17 protein-coding genes, 1 tRNA gene and 1 pseudogene are annotated in these 15,651 nt (G+C 67.6%); 9 read left to right on the top strand and 10 right to left on the bottom strand.

Annotated features, from left to right (window positions below; genetic code table 11):
• Positions 1 to 55: 55 nt before the first annotated feature.
• Together CXY79_RS05635 and CXY79_RS05630 are read left to right on the top strand one after the other, a co-directional pair.
• The gene (locus CXY79_RS05635; RefSeq protein ID WP_104100166.1) at positions 56 to 961 is read left to right on the top strand and encodes a DeoR/GlpR family DNA-binding transcription regulator; all 906 of its coding nucleotides are present in this window, start codon (positions 56 to 58) and stop codon (positions 959 to 961) included.
• Positions 962 to 970: 9 nt separating this feature from the next.
• On the top strand, positions 971 to 1,954 hold the full coding sequence (locus CXY79_RS05630; RefSeq protein WP_104100165.1) for an aldose 1-epimerase family protein: 984 nt from the start codon (positions 971 to 973) through the stop codon (positions 1,952 to 1,954).
• A gap of 88 nt (positions 1,955 to 2,042) precedes the next feature.
• Here the strand turns inward: CXY79_RS05630 and CXY79_RS05625 are convergent, their stop codons facing one another.
• From CXY79_RS05625 to CXY79_RS16720, 4 genes are all read right to left on the bottom strand, one after another.
• Complete coding sequence (locus CXY79_RS05625) at positions 2,043 to 3,095, bottom strand: APC family permease (protein WP_233191281.1); 1,053 nt, start codon at positions 3,093 to 3,095, stop codon at positions 2,043 to 2,045.
• Complete coding sequence (locus tag CXY79_RS16415; RefSeq protein ID WP_233191279.1) at positions 3,092 to 3,499, bottom strand: hypothetical protein; 408 nt, start codon at positions 3,497 to 3,499, stop codon at positions 3,092 to 3,094. The genes CXY79_RS05625 and CXY79_RS16415 overlap by 4 nt, the downstream gene beginning before the upstream one ends.
• Positions 3,500 to 3,565: 66 nt before the next feature.
• On the bottom strand, positions 3,566 to 3,811 hold the full coding sequence (locus CXY79_RS16725; protein ID WP_304466189.1) for an aldehyde dehydrogenase family protein: 246 nt from the start codon (positions 3,809 to 3,811) through the stop codon (positions 3,566 to 3,568).
• Positions 3,812 to 3,837: 26 nt separating this feature from the next.
• The gene (locus tag CXY79_RS16720) at positions 3,838 to 4,311 is read right to left on the bottom strand and encodes an aldehyde dehydrogenase (RefSeq protein ID WP_255409019.1); all 474 of its coding nucleotides are present in this window, start codon (positions 4,309 to 4,311) and stop codon (positions 3,838 to 3,840) included.
• Here CXY79_RS16720 and CXY79_RS05615 point away from each other — a divergent pair.
• From CXY79_RS05615 to CXY79_RS05605, 3 genes and pseudogenes are all read left to right on the top strand, one after another.
• Positions 4,291 to 4,524, top strand: a pseudogene (locus CXY79_RS05615) (histamine oxidase); the annotation flags it as partial. The gene CXY79_RS16720 and the pseudogene CXY79_RS05615 sit on opposite strands and share 21 nt — an antisense overlap.
• Before the next feature lie 81 nt (positions 4,525 to 4,605).
• Positions 4,606 to 5,928: a DUF445 domain-containing protein gene (locus CXY79_RS05610; protein WP_104100198.1), complete on the top strand. Its 1,323-nt coding sequence runs from the start codon at positions 4,606 to 4,608 to the stop codon at positions 5,926 to 5,928.
• A 123-nt stretch (positions 5,929 to 6,051) separates the two neighbouring features.
• On the top strand, positions 6,052 to 7,248 hold the full coding sequence (locus tag CXY79_RS05605) for a GAF domain-containing protein (protein WP_104100164.1): 1,197 nt from the start codon (positions 6,052 to 6,054) through the stop codon (positions 7,246 to 7,248).
• A gap of 47 nt (positions 7,249 to 7,295) precedes the next feature.
• On the opposite strand, the gene CXY79_RS05600 is transcribed toward CXY79_RS05605, so the two are convergent.
• Together CXY79_RS05600 and CXY79_RS05595 are read right to left on the bottom strand one after the other, a co-directional pair.
• Positions 7,296 to 7,733: a hypothetical protein gene (locus CXY79_RS05600; protein ID WP_104100163.1), complete on the bottom strand. Its 438-nt coding sequence runs from the start codon at positions 7,731 to 7,733 to the stop codon at positions 7,296 to 7,298.
• Between the two features lie 169 nt (positions 7,734 to 7,902).
• Positions 7,903 to 7,975 (bottom strand) — tRNA-Lys (locus tag CXY79_RS05595).
• Between the two features lie 119 nt (positions 7,976 to 8,094).
• Between CXY79_RS05595 and CXY79_RS05590 the strand changes: the two genes are divergently transcribed.
• The 4 genes from CXY79_RS05590 (at position 8,095) to CXY79_RS05575 (ending at position 11,372) form a co-directional block, all read left to right on the top strand.
• Positions 8,095 to 8,724 carry a DNA-directed RNA polymerase subunit beta gene (locus tag CXY79_RS05590; RefSeq protein WP_104100162.1) on the top strand — a complete coding sequence of 210 codons (630 nt, stop codon included), beginning with the start codon at positions 8,095 to 8,097 and terminating at the stop codon, positions 8,722 to 8,724.
• Between the two features lie 246 nt (positions 8,725 to 8,970).
• The gene (gene sigK, locus CXY79_RS05585; RefSeq protein WP_104100197.1) at positions 8,971 to 9,555 is read left to right on the top strand and encodes an ECF RNA polymerase sigma factor SigK; all 585 of its coding nucleotides are present in this window, start codon (positions 8,971 to 8,973) and stop codon (positions 9,553 to 9,555) included.
• A complete protein-coding gene (locus CXY79_RS05580; RefSeq protein ID WP_104100161.1) occupies positions 9,552 to 10,400 on the top strand; it encodes an anti-sigma factor domain-containing protein in 849 nt (282 codons plus the stop codon). Before sigK ends, CXY79_RS05580 begins: the two co-directional genes overlap by 4 nt.
• A gap of 69 nt (positions 10,401 to 10,469) precedes the next feature.
• Complete coding sequence (locus CXY79_RS05575; RefSeq protein ID WP_104100160.1) at positions 10,470 to 11,372, top strand: aminodeoxychorismate lyase; 903 nt, start codon at positions 10,470 to 10,472, stop codon at positions 11,370 to 11,372.
• Between the two features lie 177 nt (positions 11,373 to 11,549).
• On the opposite strand, the gene pstB is transcribed toward CXY79_RS05575, so the two are convergent.
• The 4 genes from pstB to pstS all read right to left on the bottom strand — a co-directional run bounded on the left by pstB (position 11,550) and on the right by pstS (position 15,648).
• The gene (gene pstB / locus CXY79_RS05570; protein ID WP_104100159.1) at positions 11,550 to 12,329 is read right to left on the bottom strand and encodes a phosphate ABC transporter ATP-binding protein PstB; all 780 of its coding nucleotides are present in this window, start codon (positions 12,327 to 12,329) and stop codon (positions 11,550 to 11,552) included.
• Between the two features lie 41 nt (positions 12,330 to 12,370).
• On the bottom strand, positions 12,371 to 13,471 hold the full coding sequence (gene pstA / locus CXY79_RS05565; protein WP_104100158.1) for a phosphate ABC transporter permease PstA: 1,101 nt from the start codon (positions 13,469 to 13,471) through the stop codon (positions 12,371 to 12,373).
• Positions 13,471 to 14,415, bottom strand: a complete 945-nt coding sequence (pstC, locus tag CXY79_RS05560) for a phosphate ABC transporter permease subunit PstC (RefSeq protein ID WP_104100157.1) — start codon at positions 14,413 to 14,415, stop codon at positions 13,471 to 13,473. Before pstC ends, pstA begins: the two co-directional genes overlap by 1 nt.
• Positions 14,416 to 14,559: 144 nt before the next feature.
• The gene (gene pstS, locus CXY79_RS05555) at positions 14,560 to 15,648 is read right to left on the bottom strand and encodes a phosphate ABC transporter substrate-binding protein PstS (protein ID WP_369827942.1); all 1,089 of its coding nucleotides are present in this window, start codon (positions 15,646 to 15,648) and stop codon (positions 14,560 to 14,562) included.
• Between the last annotated feature and the right edge of the window lie 3 nt (positions 15,649 to 15,651).

Genomic DNA, 15,651 nt, shown 5'->3' with positions numbered 1-15,651 from the left:
TGTGAAACCAGGTCTTTCAGGTTGATAACCAAAGTAAACTAAGTGAAGATTGGGTATGGCTTCTCGCGAATCGACCGAATCGACCGAATCGACCGAATCGACCGAATCGACCGAATCGACCGCCACGGCCGACCTCATCGACGTGAGCGACCGGCCCGGCGACCGCGACACGCTCCCGGCCCACCAGCGGCGGGAGCAGATCCAGCGCCTCGTCGGGGAGCGCGGTTTCGTACGAGTGCGCGAGTTGCGCGAGGCGTTCGGAGTGTCCGGCGTCACGGCGCGGGCCGACCTCGACGTGCTTGAGTCCGCCGGGACGGTGCAGCGCGTGCACGGCGGGGCGGTTCCGGCCGCGCCACTCAGCGGCCGCCCGCTGCGGGAGTTCTCCTTCGAGGAGGCCCTCGCGTCATCCGTGCTGCCCAAGCAGCAGATCGGCGTGCTCGCCGCGGCCCTCGTCACGAGCGGGCAGAGCATCCTCCTCGACGTCGGCACGACCACCCTCTCTATCGCCCACGCGCTGCTGGCCCGCACCGATCTGACCGACGTCGTCATCATCACGAACGGGCTCAGCATCGCCCTCGCCCTCGAGCCGGCCATCCCTCGGTTCACCGTGATCGTCACGGGCGGTTCGCTCCGCCCGCTGCAGCACTCCCTGGTCGAGCCACTCGCACGGACGGTGCTCAGCCAGGTTCACGCCGATTTGGCTTTCATCGGCTGCAACGGCGTCGATGCCGGCTACGGGGTCACGAACATCAACCTCCCCGAGGCTGGGGTCAAAACGCTCATGCTGGCCGCCGCGACCCGGGCGGTCGTCGTGGCCGACGCCTCCAAGCTCGGCCAGGTACACCTCGGGCAGGTCGGCCCGCTGCGCGCGTTCGACACCCTGGTGACGGATGCCGCGGCCGACGAGGTCATGCTCGCGCCCCTCCGCGAGGCCGGCCTGACCGTTCTGCAGCCGGAGTAGGTTGACACTATGCGCGCTGCAACGGGTTTCCAGTATGAGTTGAGGGTAGCCACGCCGAGTGGGCCTGCGCTGGCGATCGTCACCGAGGTGGCCGCCGGCCTCCGGCTGTATTCCGTGGACGGCATAGACCTCGTCGAGCCGTTCGCGGCCGAGGCCACCCCGCCGTGGGGCGCCGGCATCGTGCTGATGCCGTGGCCCAACCGCATCCGGGACGGCCTCTGGCGGCACCAGGGCGTCATGCAGCGGCTGCCGCTCACCGAGCCGGAACAGCAAAACGCGATCCACGGCCTGCTTCGGTATTCGTCCTATCGCATGCTCGACCGCAGCCCGAGTTCGGTCACTCTGGCCGCCACGGTCTTTCCGCAGGCCGGATACCCGTTCCTGCTCGACACGACCGTGCGGTATGCGCTCACCGACAACGGTCTTGCGGTCACCCACACGGTGCGGAACGTAGGCCGGGACGCGGCCCCGGTAGCGCTCGGCGCGCATCCGTACCCGAAGATCGGCGGCGTTCCCACCGAGGACCTCGTGCTCACGATCGCGGCGCGCACCCATATCGACGTCGACGACCGGCAAAACCCCGTCGGGGAATCTTCCGTCGTCGGCACCAGGTTCGACCTGCGCACGGGGTGCCGGGTGGGCGACGTCGATCTCGACGACGGCTTCGGCGGGGTGGGGCCTGAGGCTCCCGAGGTGCGGTCCGACGTGACCGGCGAGGAGTCCGGCACCGCCAGCGTGGCCTCCTTGACCGCGCCTGACGGCCGCAGCGTCACGATCTGGGGCGACCGGAACATCCGCAACGTTCAGGTCTTCACGCCGCGCAACTTCCCCTTCCCGGGGCCGGGCGGCCCGTTCCTGGGCCTGGCGGTGGCGATCGAGCCGATGACGGCCCCTGCGAATGCCTTCAATTCGGGCGCGGGGCTGCGCTGGGTCGAACCAGGGGAGTCGTGGTCTGTGCGCTGGGGCATCCGCCACCAGGGATTCCGCCTCTGACCCGGCATCACCGCGCCCATCACGGTCCGACGGGCAGAGAGACGGGGTGTCCGCCTCGCGGCGGTCACCCCGTTTCACGGCTTGCCGGCTACGAGAGGACGTCCTTGACCAGGGCCTCGTTCTCGGTGTGCGACCAGAGGGAGTGCAGGTAGCCGACGAGCAGGAGCACGAAGGGCAGGGACACGAGCACCCAGCCGATCGGGCTCAGGCACCACGATGACATCGTCGGGTCCACGCCCTTGGCCACCGTGCCGGAGAGGAGCCCGAAGCGGCTCATCAGCAGGTACTCGCCGAGGATCAGACCGATGGTGGCCAGCACCGGGGCGATGATGGTCTGGACCACGTTCTCGCTGCCCGCATTGCGGTGGAAGAACGCGATCACCGCGATGCAGACGAGGATCTCGATCAGCACGATCGCCACCACGGCGAGACCGCTGAACCAGTAGAACATGTTGAGCACCGGGTCGAGCCGGAAGACGGCGAAGGTGACGATGACGAGATCCGTGAGGACCGACGTGGCGAGGGAGGCGGTGCTCGGGGCGCCGCGACCGTTGACGTGGCTGAGCGGCGCGGGCAGCGCGCCGCCGCGGCCGAGGGCGAAGAGGTACCGGCTGGCCGCGTTCTGAAAGGCCAGCGGTCCGGCGAACAGGCTCGAGATCACCAGGACGCCCATCACGGTGGCCATCCACGGTGCCACGTACTGGGTCGCGAGGGAGAAGAGCACCGCGGCCGGGTCGGCCAGGGGAACCCCGTCGAGACTCGACAGCTCCACGGTCTTCTCGACGACCGAGGATGCACCCATTCCCGTGACCATGGCGAACGCCGTCAGGGCGAACAGCGCCGTGATCACTCCGACCGCCAGGTAGGTGGCGCGGGGGACCACCGTCTTCGGGTCCTTGGATTCCTCGCCGTAGATTGCGGTGGCCTCGAAGCTGATGAAGGACGCGAACGCGAAGGCGAACGCGATGCCCGCCGAGCCGGCCAGCCCGCCGGCGAGGATCGCGGCCGGGTCGAACGAGGCCCAGAAGTTCAGGCCCTCCGGCCCGCCGTCGGCCAGGATGGCGACCGAGGTGACGACCAGTGCCAGGAGTTCGAGCAGCATCAGCACGCCGAGCACCTTGGCGCCGACGTCCACTCTCACCAGGGGAGCAGGCCGACCTGGGCGCCGAGCAGTCCGCCGAAGAACCCGTAGATCGCGAGCTGGATGGCGAGGTAGGCGAGGATCGAGACGAAGGCCGACGCGCTGCCGAGCTGGTGGCCGAGGCCTCGGCCGATATAGGCGAAGAAGGCTCCGGCATTGGTGACGCGCTGGCTCATCGCGGCATAGCCGACGCTGAACAGCAGCAGGGTGACGCCCACCACGAGGTAGGCGCCCGGGGCGGCCGCGCCGTTACCGAGAACGATCGCGACCGGGACCGCACCGGTCATGCCCACGAGCGGTGCGGCCACCGCGACCACGAAGAAGACGATGCCGATCACACCGAGGCGTCCCGTGCGTAGGGTGGTCCGGAAGTCGGACTGAGGGGTACTGCGAGTGGTCGTCATGGGTTTACTCCTCATTGAGTTGACGAGTGAGTGAAAACGAACGGATGCCGCGAAAAACCCGTGCGGCTAGCTGCCGTAGTGCATCCAGACGCCCTTGACCTGCGTGTACGCGTCGATCGAATCCGGACCCATCTCGTTGCCCCAGCCGCCGGTCTCGAACCCGCCCCACGGCGCGGCCATATCCGGCACCGGTGGCATGTTCACGAAGTTCGCACCGGCACGGATGCCGTTGGCCAGGCGGTGTGCCTTCTCGAGGTCCTTCGTCCAGACCGTGGCGGCGTGCCCATAGTCGGTGTCGTTGGCCCGGTTGATGAGCTCCTGCAGGTCGTCGTCATTGTCTAGGACATGATCGAGAGCACCGGCCCGAAGACCTCGTCGGTCGCGATGGCCATGTCGTCGCGCACACCGGCGAACATCGTCGGCTGGAAGAAGAAGCCGACCTCGCCGGCCCGGGCGCCACCGGTCACGAGTTCCGCGCCCTCGGCACGGCCGACCGTGACCATCCGTTCGACGTGGTCGAGGTGTTTTTGAGAGACCAGAGGACCCAGCTGGGTGCTGGGGTCCATCCTGGCGCCAAGCTTCATGCCGGAGACCCCGGCCGCCATTTTCTCAACGAATTCGGCCTCGCGCTTCTTGTTGACATAGAACCGCGTGTAGGCCGCGCAGACCTGCCCGGAATTGAGCGTGCCGCCCGCCAGGTTGCCGCCGACGGCCGCGTCGATGTCGGCGTCCGCAGTGATGATGGAGGGGGCCTTGCCCCCGAGTTTGAGAGTGATCTTCTTGAGGTTCGAGGCGGCGGAGCCGGCCTGCATGCCTACATCGAAGCCGACCGCGACATCGACGGCCAGGACATCGTGCTCTGGCACACGTTCGGCCTCACCCACTATCCGCGCATCGAGGCCTGGCCGATCTTGCCCGTGAACACCGCTGGTTTTAAGCTGAAGCCCGGTGGCTTCTTCGACCGCAGCCCGGTGCTCGATGTGCCGCCGTCGACGCCCGTCGAAGAGGGACACTGCCACTGCTGAGTGTGCAGCGCGCCGGGGTCGAGGGAAGACGGGTTTCCCTCCCCGGCCCCGATCCGGCAGTCTGGGAGGATGGCCGAGAAGATGAGGCAGAAAGACCAGACCGAGACCGGTCCACGTGCAGCACGGGCGGCGGCCGCCGCCCGGCCGCCGCTGAGCCTGCCGGACGCCGTGCGCCTGACGGCCCTGATCCGCATGAAGCGGCTCGCCATCGGCCTGCTTCTCCTGATGGCGGTAGTGTTCGCCACCTCGTTCGCGCTGCAGGAGAGCTACCCGTGGCTGCAGTACGTGCGCGCCGCGGCCGAGGGCGGCATGGTCGGCGCCGTAGCGGACTGGTTCGCCGTGACGGCCCTGTTCCGGTACCCGCTGGGCCTGCGCATCCCGCACACGAACATCATCGCCAGCCGCAAGGACGAGATCGGGGCCAGCCTAGGTGAATTCGTCGAGACGAATTTCCTCTCCGAGGCGGTCATCCGTGGCAAGCTCGAATCGCTGGGTGCGTCCCGTCGGCTCGGCGCGTGGCTCTCCCAGGAGGAGAACGCGCGTCGGCTCACCGACGAGGTCGCGGTGGCGGGCGCCGGTCTGCTCAACCTGCTCAGCGACGACGCGATCCAGGAGCTGATCGAAACCGTGGCCCGCGAGAACCTGCTGAAGCCGGAGTGGGGTCCGACAATCGGGCACGTGGGGGCGCGGCTGGTCGAGTCGGGGCAGCAGCACGCCGCCGTCGACCTGCTGCTGGAACGGGCCGAGGGCTGGCTGTTGGAGCATCCGGAGGCCTTCGGGCGGGCCGTGTCCCAGCGCCTGCCGACCTGGCTCCCCGGTTTCGTCGACAAGCTGGTCGACGACAAGGCGCACCGGGAGGTGCTCGCCTTCGTGGCCACCGCGCGTGCGGATGCCGTGCATCCGCTCCGCCAGGCCATCGATCGTTACCTCGTCGAGGTGATCGACGACCTGCAGCACGAGCCGGCGATGATCGAACGGGTGGAGGCGCTCAAGCTCGAACTGCTCGACAGCGCCCGGCTGCGCGATTTCGCGAGCAAAACCTGGGAGGCCGTGAAGTTCTCCCTGACGGCGGCGCTGAACGACCCCTCGAGCGGGTTGCGCACGGGCATCCGCTCGACCGTCATGGAGGTCGGCGGGAGACTGTCGACCGACCCGGCCCTCGGCGCCCGCGTCGACCGGTGGCTGGCCGACAGTGCAAGCTACATCGTGCGCCGGTACCGGCACGAGATCGCCGAGGTGATCACCGAAACCGTCGCGCGGTGGGACGCGGCCGAGACGGCCGAGAAGATCGAACTGCAGATCGGAAAGGACCTCCAGTTCATCCGCATCAACGGCACCGTGGTGGGCGCGCTCGCCGGCCTGGTCATTTTCGCGCTCGCCCAGGCCGTTGTGGCACTGGTGTGACGCGGCCCTGGACCCTCGCCCCGAATGGGGGATACTTGAAATTCGGTCTTGGATACACCCTTGTGTCTTAGCAACAAAGGGGCATCTGTGCGGGAACTCATACGATGGGCGCTGGCTCCCGCCATGCGCACCTGGGCCGCCGCGTCCGAGCGCGGCTTCGGCGATGTCCCCATGCCCACGGATGCTCCGCAAGCGCACTCCGCGGGCATTGATCCCGACCGGATCCTCATCCTCGGTTCGGGGCTGGCGGTCGGCCGCGGGGTCGTGAGCCACAACCTGGCCCTGCCCGGCTCGCTCGCCCGCGCCCTGTCCGCGCAGACCGGCCGCGGGGTCGACGTCGACCTCATCGCGAATCCCCGCATGACCGTCGCCACGGCCCTCCTCGAGCTGACCGGGGTGCGGCTCACCCGTTTCGAAGCGATCGTGCTGGTCCTGGGCGTGAACGAGGCCGTGAACTTGGTCTCCGCCCGGGCCTGGCGGCGCGATCTGGCGAATCTGCTCCGGTTCCTCACGGCGTCATCGCCCCGCAGCACCAGCATCATCGTGGCGGGAATCCAGCCCATCCGGTCGATCCCGGTGTTCGATTCCAGGCTCGGAAATCTGGCGGACCACCACGGCCGGCTCCTGAACCGGGTGACGGTACGGCTCGTCGCCGACAGCAGCGACGGGGTCGCGTTCGTACCGTCCAGTGCGGCGCCGACGCCGCCGCCGGGCCGATACCGGTCCACGGATACGTATGCGCACTGGGCCGACGTTCTCGCCTCCCGGATGGCGCCGCTCCTCGGCGCCGACCGGGTCGCGACCCCTGACGCCGAACCGGTGCCCTCCGACGACCAGGCGAGGGCGAAGGAGGCGCGGCGCCAGCTCGCGGTCGACCAGCTCGGGATCGTCGACACCCCGCCCGAGGAGCGCTTCGACCGCATCGCGGCACTGGCGCGCACCCTGTTCGGCACCCAGTCCGCGGCGCTCACGGTGATCGATGGCGATCGCCAGTGGCATAAGGCCCGCATCTGCGTGGCCGATGCCGAGTCGCCGCGGTCCAATTCGTTCTGCGAGGTAACCATCACGGGCACCGCGGCTATGGTGATACCGGATGCCCTCCTCGACGACCGCTTCCGAGACAATCCACTCGTGGTGGGCGAGCCGAAGATCAGGTTCTACGCCGGATTCCCGATCGAGTCGCCGTCGGGGGAGCTCATCGGGGCTCTCTGCGTGTTCGACTCGGAGCCGAGGGCGGCAGGAACCATCGACCTCGTGCTGTTGCGCGAGTTGGCGCTGATGGTGCAGCGAGAACTCGCAAGCCCGTTCACCGCCGAGTAGCGGACGCGCCCGTAGACGCGCCCGTAGACGCACCCGTAGACGCACCCCTAGGCGGCGTGGGCGACACCGGCGGGTGCCGATCCGGGCGACAGGCGCGTGCGCGGGGCCGCGCCGATCACGGCGTTGTCCGGAACCCGCAGATCGCGTTCGACGACCGCTCCGGGGCTGAGCCGTGCCCCGCGACCGATCCGCACATAGCTGCCCAGCCGCGCGGCGCTGCCGACGACGGCGTCCGCGCCGACGTGCACGTTCTGGCCGATGAACACGTGAGAACCGATGACCGCGTCCTGGTCGATCCAACTGCCGGGGCCGATCCACGCCTCCGCCCCGACCCGCGCGCCGCTCTCCACGTAGGCGGTTCGGGATACGAACGCCTCGGGGTGCACGCGTGCGCTGGGGGACACCAGGCCGCGTCCGTTGGGGTGACGCCGGTACCGGGTGATGATCCCGGTCTCGATTTCAACTTCTTCATTCACTCTGCCCACGGGGCCTCCTTCTCAGGTCGCCGGCATCGGGCGTCCCGGCACCATGTCAGAGAAGTATGGAGGAGCTACCCGAACGCCGCCCGAATCATCGCTGGGTGCTCGCCGGGAGTCCGGAGTCGATGCTGGGCCCACGCGAGACCCGGGTCTGCACCGACGCTGATCCTGTGAGTGGGCCCCGTCGGGCTCGAACCGACGACCCAAGGATTAAAAGTCCTTTGCTCTACCAACTGAGCTAGAGGCCCGCGGTTAATAATGTACAGGGGATTTCGGATCCGTTTTTCTAGGTACCGTGGGAGAGGGTTTTCTGCAGACGAGACGGATGTGCCCACAGCGAACACGAAACCGAGCCCAGGAGGATGCCATGGCCGAGAATTTCCACAAGCCGACCCAGTTCTCCGGCAGCAAATTCGAGTCCTTCCAGGGGGGCGAAGACCCGGCACTGATCAGCCGGGTGGCGCATGAAACCGCGCACGCGCTTTTGGCCCGCGTGCGCAGCGACCCTGACCCCGACATCGTCGAGCGGCTCGTGACCTACACCGACGAGAACGGCGTCGACGCGGTGGCCGAACTCTGGTCGCGGGCAACGCCGCGCAGCCTGCCCGGGGCGCTCTGGCGGATCTACCTGGTGCGGTTGCTCATCCGCCAGGATCCCGAGGGCACGGCGTTCCTCTACCAGCGCGGAACCGAAGTCACGGTGGCGATCGACCCGGTCATTGCCGGGGCCGCGGTGCCCACGGGCACGGCGGAGATCATCGTCCTGGCCGACCAGATCCTGCGGGGGATCTTCACCGGGGATTTCGCCGTGGCACTCGACCGCGCGGCGGCGTTCTGCCGCGTCATCTCCGTCGGCTGCACCAGCGTCGCGGACGACCTGGAGACGACCGAACCGCTCCGGTCCACCGAACTGACTACCCGTGCCCTCCGGTTCTCCACCACCGCCCAGGAGTTCGGCTCCTGCGCCCGGCTCTGGCGCAGTGACTCGCTGGACTGACCTGTCTAACTGATCGGCCGCGAGCCGTCCCGCCGGGTGCGCGATCCGCATCCGGGTCGTTTACACTGGAGTCTGGTCGGGCCGCAGTAACCCCGGGCTCCAATATTCGCCGCTGTGAGCGGCCTCGCGCCGAGAGGCGTTCTGCGGTCCGGCCGTCACTCCTCCTCTGCCTGGTGTGACACACCAATCCGATTCGGTCTCCGCGCCGAACCATGGACGTGGACAAGACCTGAGATGCTTGTTCTCATGAGTGCTGAATTCAACGTCAACCGGGAGGGGACTGTTCCTGTCTCCCATGAGGAATTGCTGGGCCGGGTGGCGCAGGGAGACGAAGGAGCATTTGGAGAGCTGTATGACCGGATGGCCTCGCGTGTTCTCGGTCTCGTTCGACGTCTTCTGGTTGACCCCTCGCAGTCGGAGGAAGTGACGCAGGAGATCTTCCTGGAGATCTGGCAGACGGCGACGAGGTACGAGGCCCAGCGCGGCGGGGCGGCGACCTGGATCCTGACCATGGCGCACCGCCGGGCGATCGACCGGATTCGGTCGTCGCAGGCCAGCCGCGACCGGGATATTAAAATCGGCATCCGTGATCTTGCGGTTGCCTACGACGAGGTGTCCGAAACGGTCGGAGTACGAATCGAGCACGAAAGAGTGGAAAAGGCGATGTCCAGATTGACGGAACTGCAGCGCCAGGCGATCAGCCTCGCCTACTACGGCGGCCTCAGCCAGAGTGAAGTCGCCGAGCGGTTGCAGATCCCTCTCGGAACTGTGAAAACGAGGCTGCGCGACGGCATGATCCGCCTGCGCGACGAGTTGGGAGTGGCGTCATGAGCGACAACACCTGGAATGACGAAACCCGCAACGCCGCAGGGCAGAACCCGGGCGAGCTCGCCGGCGCCTACGCCCTCCACGCCCTGGGCGCGGAAGAGGCCGCCGTCTATGAGGAGCACCTCAAGGCGTCCGAGCCGGCCCGCATCGAGGCGGCCGAGCTGAGTGACACCGCGGTGGCGCTGGGCCTTGCCGCCACCCCCGTGCAGCCCTCGGCCGGACTCAGGGCCTCCCTGATGGCCAAACTTGCCGCCACGCCGCAGCTCGCGCCCCTGCCGGCCGATCAGACGGCACCGGCCACCCCCGCGCCGCGCGTCGATCCCGCTCCGATCCGAGGCGCCACTGCAGCGGGCAGCGCCTCCGAGCGCGCCCGCCTGCGCTGGTTCCAGCGGCCCGTCGGCGTTCTCGCGGCGGCCGCCGCGGCCGTCGCCCTCTTCGCGGGCGGCACCTTCGTCGGCCAGTCTCTGGAGTCCGACCAATTCGAACAGGACCAGGCGGCCGGTCTCGTGCAAATCACGGCGGCCGCTGACATCCAGCGCGCGTCGGCGACCACCGCCGACGGTCAGGAAGCCACCCTGGTCTGGTCCGAAGAGAGCGGACTCTCAGCGCTCCTGGTCGACGACCTGCCGGACTTGCCGTCCGACCGGGACTACCAGCTCTGGTACATCGGCGGCTCCGGCCCGGTTCCCGCCGGAATCTTCGACTCGTCCGGCACCGGCACCGGCACCGTCTGGCGCGTGCTCGACGGCAGCCTCACCGCCGGCGACACGATCGGCGTCACGGTCGAGCCTAAGGGCGGCTCGGAGCAGCCCACCAGCGACCCGATCCTCGCCATCCAGAGCTCCTGAGCTGCTTGATCTGAGTCGATCCCGACCTGATCCTGACCTGCTCCTGACCCGATCCTCTATGCTCGTCAAATGACTGTTCGGCGAACGACGCTGCCCTTCACCCTGCTCCTCGACCCGGTTCCCGCCGGCGCGCCGCAGACGGAATTCGACGACACGTTCCACGAGGTGGACTCGGATGCCCCGGCGTTGCGGGTGGGGGAGTTGAGCGCCCAGCGGGGCGACGGCGTCTTCGAGACACTTGGCGTGGTCGGCGGCCACCCTCAGGCGGTCGGCCCACACCTTGCCCGGCTGGGCACCTCGGCCGCGACCTGTGAGCTGCCCGAGCCGAACACGGCTCAGTGGCTGGCCGCGATCGCGCACGTGGTCGACCGCGTCCCGCACGAGGGCGAAGTTGTGCTCAAACTCGTCTACAGCCGCGGCGTCGACTCCGGCCCGGCACCCACGGCCTGGCTTCACGCGACCCCCGCGCCCGACTTCGCCGTCGTCCGCGAGGACGGCATCCGGGCGGTCACCCTGGACCGCGGCTACCCGCACGGCGTCGCAGAGCAGGCGCCCTGGCTCCTTATGGGCGCGAAGACGCTCAGCTATGCGGTCAACATGGCCGCCCTCAGGGAGGCCCGCCGCCGCGGCGCCGACGACGCGATCTTCCTCACCCACGACGGCTTCGTGCTCGAGGGGCCCACCTCGACCGTGATGCTCTGCAGGGGCGATGTCTACGTCTCTCCCCTGCCGAGCGGAGCAATCCTGCACGGCACCACCCAACAGAGCGCGTTCGAGCACCTTCGGGCGGCAGGGGAGCGCACGGAATACCGCGACATGAGCGTCGACGAGCTACGGTCGGCGGATGCCGTGTGGCTGCTCTCCAGCCTGCGCCTGGCCGTGCACGTGACCGAACTCGATGGCAGACCAATGCCCGTCGACTCCGAGCGCACCCGCACCCTCAACGCCGCCCTGCTCGCCCGCACCGTCTGACGCCCCACCGCAGCGCGTCGCCCCGCAGCCGGCTTGCTAACCAGTTCGACGGAGATTCTGCTCTAATCGTGCCGTTTCACGCGTAATCGGCGCGTTCAGGGCAGAATCTCCGTCGAATTCGTTCGGGGCGCGGAGCGAGGGCGCAGTGCTGTCCGCGCGCCAGGCACGGAACCGGGCTTAGCCGAAGCGGCCGGAGACGTAGTCCTCGGTGGCCTGCTCGCTCGGGTTGGAGAAGATCGTGGTCGTGTCGTCGTACTCGATCAGCTTGCCGGGCTTGCCGGTGCCGGCGATGTTGAAGAATCCGGTGCGGTCGGAGACCCGGGATGCCTGCTGCATGTTGTGAGTGACGATCACAATCGTGTAGTCGGCCTTCATCTCCTCGATCAGGTCCTCGATCGCCAGCGTCGAGATCGGGTCGAGGGCCGAGCACGGCTCGTCCATAAGGATGACGTCGGGGTGCACCGCGATCGCGCGTGCGATGCAGAGGCGCTGTTGTTGGCCTCCGGAGAGGCTCGAGCCGGGCTTGTCGAGGCGATCCTTGACCTCTTTCCAGAGGTTCGCGCCCTGCAGCGACTTCTCGATCAGGTCGTCGGCGTCGGACTTGGCCATCCGGCGGTTGTTGAGCTTCACGCCGGCCAGTACGTTGTCGCCGATCGACATGGTCGGGAACGGGTTCGGGCGCTGGAACACCATGCCCACCTGGCGCCGCACGAGCACCGGGTCGACTCCCTGACCATAGAGGTTGTTGCCGTCGATGAGTACATCGCCCGTGACGTACGCCCCGGGGATGACCTCGTGCATGCGGTTCAGCGTGCGCAGGAACGTGGACTTGCCGCATCCGCTGGGCCCGATCAGGGCCGTCACGGTTCGAGGCTCGATCACCAACGACACGTCTTCGACAGCCAGAAACTTGCTGTAGTAGACGTTGAGGTCGTTGACTTCAATGCGCTTGGACATGCATTCCTTTGGATCAGACGGCCGAGGCCGGGAGGTGGAGCCTAGCGGCCGAGCTTGGGGGAGAAGATTTTGGCGATGACGCGCGCGCCCAGGTTCAATAGCATCACGATCAAGATGAGCGTCAGGGCGCCGGCCCAGGCACGGTCGAGGTAGGACTGGGTGTCTGCGCCCTGGTTGGCGTACTGGGTGTAGACGAACACGGGCAGGGTCATCATGCGCTCGTTGAACAGGTCGTAGTTCATGCTGGCCGTGAACCCGGAGATGATCAGCAGCGGCGCCGTCTCACCGATCACGCGGGAGATCGAGATCATGATCCCGGTCACGATCCCGGCGAGGGATGTCGGCAGCACGACCTTGACGATGGTCAGCCATTTCGGCACACCGAGCGCGTACGCCGCCTCGCGAAGCTCGTTGGGAACAAGCTTGAGCATTTCCTCGCTCGAACGAACGACGACGGGGATCATCAACACTGTGAGGGCGATGGCGCCGCCGAATCCGAAGCGGATGCCGGGGTCGTCGAACAGAAGAGAGAACAGGGCGAACGCGAAGAGTCCCGCGACGATCGACGGGATGCCGGTCATGACGTCGACGAAGAACGTGATCGCCCGAGCCAGCCGACCTCGGCCGTACTCGGTGAGGTAGATCGCTGCCAGGAGGCCGATCGGCACCGAAATGAGCGTGGCCACACCGGTGATCAGCAGCGTGCCGATGACGGCGTGCAAGGCGCCGCCGCCCTCGCCCACGACGTTGCGCTGGGATTGGGTGAAAAAGCTCGGGGTGAGGAACGCCGGCAGTCCGTTGACCAGGGTGGTTATGACGAGCGAGAAGAGCGGCAGAAGGGCGACCGCGAAGGCCACGGTCACGAGGGCGGTGACCAGGCGGTCCTTGGCCTTGCGCACGCCCTCGACGAAGTACGAGAGCAGGTAGATGGCGACGCAGTAGACGACGGTGCCGAAGAAGAGCGTTCCGACGATGTTGAATCCCTCGGCAGCGCCGGAGAGCATCACCACGAAGAAGAACGCGCCTGTGACCAGCCAGCTGGCCAGGAGCACGGCCAGAGAGGTGTGCCGAGGAAGCTTGCCCGCGGTGAGGGAGTTCGTCAGGGGCGCGGCCGTGTTCGAGGTCGTGGTCGTCAGGCTCATCAGTTCGCTCCGGAGAATGCCTTGCGGCGGTTGATGATGACGCGGGCGATCATGTTCACCACGAGCGTGATGACGAAGAGAATGAGACCCGTCGCGAGCAGAATATTGACGCCGACGCCGTGCGCCTCCGGAAAGTTGAGGGCGATGTTCGCGGCGATTGTGGTGGGGTTCTGCGAGGTCAGGAGCTGGAAGATGACGTCCCGGCTCGGTGAGAGCACCATGGCGACGGCCATGGTTTCACCCAGGGCCCGGCCGAGGCCGAGCATCGAGGCGGAGATGATCCCGGCACGGCCGAAGGGCAGCACGGCCATGGCGATCATTTCCCAGCGGGTTGCGCCGAGGGCCAGTGATGCTTCCTCGTATAGCACGGGGGTCTGCAGGAAGATCTCCCGGGACAACGCCGTGATGATCGGCAAGACCATGACAGCCAGCACGATGGCGACCGTGAGCGTCGTGCGCCCGGTGCCGGAAACCGGGCCGGCAAAGAGGGGGATCCAGCCGAACCACTCGACCAGGTTCGTGTAGAACGGCTGCACGAGCGGCGCGAGCACGCCGATGCCCCACAGCCCGAAGACGACGGAGGGCACGGCGGCGAGAAGGTCGATCAGGTAGCCCAGGCCCTGCGCGAGCTTGCGGGGGGCATAGTGCGAGATGAAGAGCGCGATGCCGATGGCGACGGGCACGGCCATGATCAGCGCGAGGAACGCCGCCCAGAGTGTGCCGAACGCGAGCGGCCAGACATACGACCAGAAGTTGGTGGTGTCGCCCTTGAACTCCTCCGGGTCGGCGAGGAAGGCCGGCAGGCTCTGCACAAGCAGAAAGGCCGCTACGGCGGCGAGAATTGCCAGGATGAGGCTGCCGGCCACAATCGTGCTCGTGGCGAAGATGCGGTCGCCGGGGCGTTCCTTGGCCTTGAGCGAGGGTCGCTCTACTGCGGTCGTCATGCCGGGTATCTCCCTGGGAGGGTTGGGGCAAAAGCTAAGAAAGAGAGGTTCAGGTCACAGGCCACGAACCCCAGTCTGCCCGACCCGGTGCTCGCAAGCCATGCGAGTCCCGGATCGGGCAGCTGAGGAACGGCGAAACAGGAGCTACTTGATGGTCTCGAGAACCGCTGCGACCTTGTCCTGGAGTTCGGTCGTCATCGATGCCGCGCCGGCGGATGCTACCGCTTCGGCCTGGCCCTCGGCGCTGGCCATGTAGCCGACGTAGGCCTTGACGAGCTCAGCCTGGGCGGGGTCGGCGTACTCGGTGCAAACGATCGCGTAGCTGACCAGGACCAGCGGGTACTCGGCCGGGTTGTCGGTCATGCGGTTGAGGTCGAACGCGAGGTCGTTGGCTTCGCGGCCCTCGACGAGAGGAGAACCGTCGACGACGGCGGCGGCGGCTTCGGCGCTGTACGCGACGAACTCGTCGCCGACCTTGAGCTTGGCGACCCCGAGGTCTCCGGCGCGCGACGCGTCGGCGTAGCCGATCGTGCCCACGCCGTTGGTGACGGCGTCGACGACGCCCGAGGTGCCCTGCGCACCCTCACCGGTCTGGAACGGGAAGGTGTCGGAAGCCTTCTCGGTCCACACGTCCGGGGCGTTCTGGCCGAGGTAGTCCGCAAAGTTCTTCGTGGTGCCCGAGTCATCCGAGCGGTGCACGGCGGTGATCGCGGTCGACGGGAGCGAGACGCCCTCGTTCAGTGCGACCAGGGCCGGATCGTTCCAGGTGGTGATGGCGCCGGAGAAGATCTTGGCCAGCGTGTCGGCGTCGACGTTGAGGTCGTCGACCCCATCGACGTTGAAGATCACGGCGATGGGGGAGATGTAGACGGGCAGGTCGACCGCGGTGGTGTCCGCTGCGCAAGAACCGAAGGTGCCGGCGAGCTCGTCGTCGCTCAGGTAGGAGTCGGAGCCTGCGAAGTCGGAGCCACCGGCGATGAACGCCTCCCGACCTGCGCCGGAACCGGACGGGTCGTAGTTGATGGTGACGTCCGGGTTTGCGGTCTGGAACGCTGAGATCCAGGCTTCCTGGGCTGAGCCCTGGGAGGACGCGCCACCGGCGTTGATCGTGCCGGTGAGGGCGCTGGCGGAGTCGGACCCCGGTGCAGCGCCCTCGTTCGCGGCGCAGGAAGACAGTGCCAGTGCGGCGACGACGGCGATGACCGCGGGTCGGCCAAAACGCATGAAATTCACAGA

The organism is Cryobacterium sp. M96 (assembly GCF_002929845.1).
Classification (GTDB): domain Bacteria; phylum Actinomycetota; class Actinomycetes; order Actinomycetales; family Microbacteriaceae; genus Cryobacterium; species Cryobacterium sandaracinum.
This window is presented reverse-complemented; position numbering and strand designations above follow the sequence as displayed.